Origin of the sequence: Lentilactobacillus sp., from assembly GCF_040773105.1 — a bacterium.
In the GTDB taxonomy this organism is placed as follows: domain Bacteria; phylum Bacillota; class Bacilli; order Lactobacillales; family Lactobacillaceae; genus Lentilactobacillus; species Lentilactobacillus parabuchneri.
The window spans coordinates 1-3,651 of sequence record NZ_JAXGWW010000210.1 but is presented as its reverse complement, the minus strand read 5'-3'; the positions used below and the strand labels follow the sequence as shown (position 1 = coordinate 3,651).

Genomic DNA, 3,651 nt, shown 5'->3' with positions numbered 1-3,651 from the left:
TCCGAATCTCCAACTGTCTACATTGTGGGTGAAATGGGCCTGAAACAAGTCATTTTAGCAAATCACTCTCGACTCGAAGCCGACCATCCGGATTACGTAGTCGTCGGGCTTGATTCTGACTTAACCTATGAGAAGCTCTCAGAGGCTGTCTTAGCCATCCGAAGCGGGTCGACATTCATTGGTACCAATCCGGACACAAACATTCCCAAAGAACGTGGTATGATGCCTGGAGCAGGGTCTGTCGTTAAGTTCGTCGAATATGCGACCCAGACGGCTCCAATTATGATCGGCAAACCCAAAGCCCGGATTATTCAAAGCGCATTAACTAAGATTGGCCTGCGCAAGGACGAGGTTGTAATGGTCGGCGATAATTACAATACGGATATCTTGGCCGGTATCAATGCCGGCGTCGATACACTCTTGGTCTACACAGGGTTGTCAACCAAAGAACAAGTTGATTCAAAACCCGTTGCACCAACATATCAAATCAATAGTTTAGATGATTGGCGGCTTTAATTTTGCGATTAATTGGAAAACAAATTGGTTACGCAATATTGATGGTACTTGGATGCCTGGCACTGGCTATTTTTTTGACCGTCAACAGCATTTGGCTGTTTGATCTTAATAGTCACTTTCTGGATTTGAAGCAAGCAACCGGTCTTAATTCAGCACAGATGCACTCGGATTATGTCCGCATTATTCAGTATCTCCAGCTGCCGTGGATTTCGTCGTTAAAGTTTCACTATTTCTTCAGTTCTGCGAAGGGACTCCAACATTTTCACGACGTCAAAAATTTGATTTTGTTAAACAATGGATTGGGAATTATTTTGGTACCAATCGGCAGCTATCTGTTACATCGGTTAAATAAAAAATCACTAACGTGGATCCTGATAACGCCCATTAAAGTGGTCGTGACAGGTTCGTTAGTGATTATCGCACTGATGTTGGTTAATTTTGAGCAAGTATTCATCGCATTTCATGAAGTACTGTTCCGAAACCAGGACTGGATTTTTGATCCGAATACCGATCCGGTGATTAATATGCTGCCGGATACATTTTTCCTGGAGTGCTTTTTATTGTTCTTTGTTCTGTTCTTTGCCATGCTCGGATTTATTTACTGGCAGGGACGCCGATCAATTCGCCATGCTTAAGCTTGGTTAGGGTTCTTCATTAGAATCCAGAGAATCAGGTAGGCAATAATTCCTGGGAAAAACGGGGTAAACGCCAGCAGGACGAATATGGTGCGGGCAAGCAACGCGTTCCAACCGTAATGTTCACTCAAACCACCAATGACGCCCGCAATAATCCGGTCGTTAGCGGAACGATAAATATTAATCTTCAAAAGATCATCTCCCAATTTTTAATTTATGCTTAAACTCACTATAACCAATTCGCATTTGCATTTCAATTATGATATATTATTATGTTGTACAAAGGAAATAACTAGGAGAATTCGATGTTAACTATAAATGTAAATGGAAATTTAGGAAATCAAGAAGTTGTCCTATCTGATAATACTGTTGGTACGTTAACAGGCGCCAGAGTATTTGGATCCGCAATGGGTGGCAATCAAGTTGTTCAGTGGACCTTCATTTCGACTGGCCACCAGCACGAAGGCTTTGTATATGCCGGCAATCTCTTAGAGGGATTAGTCATTCAATCGATGAATGGTAATGACACTTACCAGATTCACTTCACAAAGAAATAAGCACTCACAATAAGCTGTATACATAATGAGACTGGATATTGGACCTTAAATATTCAGTCTCATTCTTTCTAAAGGAGATTATCATGAACGTTGGAATCGATAAAATTGGCTTTTTTACTTCAGACTATTATATTGACATGGTCGACTTGGCACATGCCCGCGGTGATGATCCGAACAAATACCTAAAAGGGATTGGTCAACAACAGCAGGCGGTTATTCCGCCGACTCAAGATGTTGTCACATTAGCGGCCAACGCGGCTGACCAAATCCTGTCCGAGGATGATAAGGACGCCGTTGATATGGTCATATTTGGCACTGAAACCGGTGTCGACAATTCAAAGTCAGCAGCAATATACGTCCAATCGTTACTTGGCATTTCCAATAATGCCCGTTCATTTGAAATTAAGCAGGCTTGCTATGGTGGCACTGCCGGGATTCAGATGGCTCTCGACCACATTGCGCTTTATCCCGACAGTAAAGTTTTAGTCTTAGCCGCTGACGTTGCCCGTTATGGGTTAAAGACGCCGGGTGAAGTCACCCAGGGTGGCGGGGCGGTGGCGATGCTTTTGTCTGCCAACCCACATCTTTTGCGGTTGGATGGTCAAAGTGCCTTTCATTCAGAAAACATCATGGACTTTTGGCGGCCGTTTTACAAACGAGAGGCCATTGTTGACGGTCATTATTCCACTGATGTCTACATTAACTTTTTTAAAACCACTTTTGAGGACTATTGTGAGAAATATCAGCGCACACTGACCGATTTTTCAGCGTTGGTCTTTCACATTCCGTTCACGAAGATGGGCCTTAAAGCATTAAGAACGGTCATTTCAGATGACACACACGGACAAAAATTGTTGTCGGAATTTGAACTGTCAAAACAATATAATGCCCAAGTCGGCAATTTGTATACGGGCTCTCTTTATTTAAGCCTTTTGTCACTCTTGGCAAAGGCGACAGATCTAAAGGCGGGGGACCGAATTGGCCTGTTTAGTTATGGATCCGGTGCGCAAGGGGAATTTTACAGTGCCACAATTGCGGATGAACTGGATAGGGACGCTTTGGCCAACCAAGTTGAGTCACGGCTGGCTCAGCGAACGAAGTTAACAATTCCTGAGTATGAAACACTTTATTCAACCGGCTTGCCAACTGATGGTGGGAATGTTACATTTGACAAGGCTCATGACACTGGTCGGTTTATTTTAGCGGGTCGACAAGATGATAAACTGGTCTATGAGGACACTAAAAAAAGCTAATGCAAGAATCCTTCTCACACTAACTTTTTGAGTAAATCATTATGAAATATCACTTCGATAAAGGCTGACCACTTTTCCCAGAATGCTCACTCGGGTTAAGATGATTGGCGCCATTGTGTCGTTTTCGGGTTGAAGGCGGTAATGATCACTTTCCTTGAAGAATCGTTTACACGTTGCTTCATTTTCGTCAGTCATGGCAATGACGATATCTCCATTATCAGCAGTTGCCTGTTTGCGGACGACAACGTAATCGCCATCAAGAATCCCTGCATTGATCATACTTTCTCCGCGAATCTGCAGCATAAACAATGGTTGATCGCTATGCGACAAGGCTGGTGGCAACGGGAAATAGTCTGTCGCTTCTTGGACGGCTAAAATTGGTTCACCAGCAGTAACCGTTCCTAGAACCGGAATTTGCTTTTGCTGCGGCTGCATGCCTAAAACGTCCAAGCCGCTCTCGGTAAGCTCGAGTGCGCGGGGTTTGGAAGGGTCTTTAACCAGATAGCCCTTCTTTTCCAACCGCGAAATGTGTCCGTGAACGGTAGATGTCGACGACAAGTGAACCGCCTCGCCAATTTCTCGAACCGTTGGTGGATACCCGCGATCATTAACCCGTTCCCAGATGAAGTGGAGTATTTGATATTGTTTACTTTGGGGATCATTCGTCACTTTTGACATTTTCGACACCTC

General features: G+C 43.9%; 6 protein-coding genes. 4 read left to right on the top strand and 2 right to left on the bottom strand.

Annotated features, from left to right (window positions below; all coding sequences use genetic code 11):
• The coding region (locus AB3112_RS09470) for an HAD-IA family hydrolase (protein WP_367334374.1) at nucleotides 1-516 on the top strand (516 nt) is incomplete at its 5' end.
• Between the two features lie 2 nt (nucleotides 517-518).
• Entirely contained in the window at nucleotides 519-1,151 is a 633-nt protein-coding gene (locus AB3112_RS09465; RefSeq protein ID WP_239822893.1) for a TIGR01906 family membrane protein, read from the top strand.
• On the opposite strand, the gene AB3112_RS09460 is transcribed toward AB3112_RS09465, so the two are convergent.
• On the bottom strand, nucleotides 1,148-1,342 hold the full coding sequence (locus AB3112_RS09460; protein ID WP_084975537.1) for a PspC domain-containing protein: 195 nt from the start codon (nucleotides 1,340-1,342) through the stop codon (nucleotides 1,148-1,150). The two genes, AB3112_RS09465 and AB3112_RS09460, sit on opposite strands and share 4 nt — an antisense overlap.
• A 114-nt stretch (nucleotides 1,343-1,456) precedes the next feature.
• Between AB3112_RS09460 and AB3112_RS09455 the strand changes: the two genes are divergently transcribed.
• Together AB3112_RS09455 and AB3112_RS09450 are read left to right on the top strand one after the other, a co-directional pair.
• On the top strand, nucleotides 1,457-1,708 hold the full coding sequence (locus AB3112_RS09455; protein ID WP_057909245.1) for a hypothetical protein: 252 nt from the start codon (nucleotides 1,457-1,459) through the stop codon (nucleotides 1,706-1,708).
• Between the two features lie 83 nt (nucleotides 1,709-1,791).
• Nucleotides 1,792-2,961: a hydroxymethylglutaryl-CoA synthase gene (locus AB3112_RS09450; RefSeq protein ID WP_367334373.1), complete on the top strand. Its 1,170-nt coding sequence runs from the start codon at nucleotides 1,792-1,794 to the stop codon at nucleotides 2,959-2,961.
• Nucleotides 2,962-3,000: 39 nt separating this feature from the next.
• Here AB3112_RS09450 and lexA read toward each other — a convergent pair whose 3' ends face one another.
• Complete coding sequence (gene lexA, locus AB3112_RS09445; RefSeq protein ID WP_084975535.1) at nucleotides 3,001-3,639, bottom strand: transcriptional repressor LexA; 639 nt, start codon at nucleotides 3,637-3,639, stop codon at nucleotides 3,001-3,003.
• Between the last annotated feature and the right edge of the window lie 12 nt (nucleotides 3,640-3,651).

Excerpts from the sequence above, each read along its gene's own strand:
- AB3112_RS09455 (WP_057909245.1), top strand. The coding sequence starts at position 1,457 with ATGTTAACTATAAATGTAAATGGAAATTTAGGAAATCAAGAAGTTGTC.
- AB3112_RS09450 (WP_367334373.1), top strand. The coding sequence starts at position 1,792 with ATGAACGTTGGAATCGATAAAATTGGCTTTTTTACTTCAGACTATTAT.
- lexA (WP_084975535.1), bottom strand. The coding sequence starts at position 3,639 with ATGTCAAAAGTGACGAATGATCCCCAAAGTAAACAATATCAAATACTC.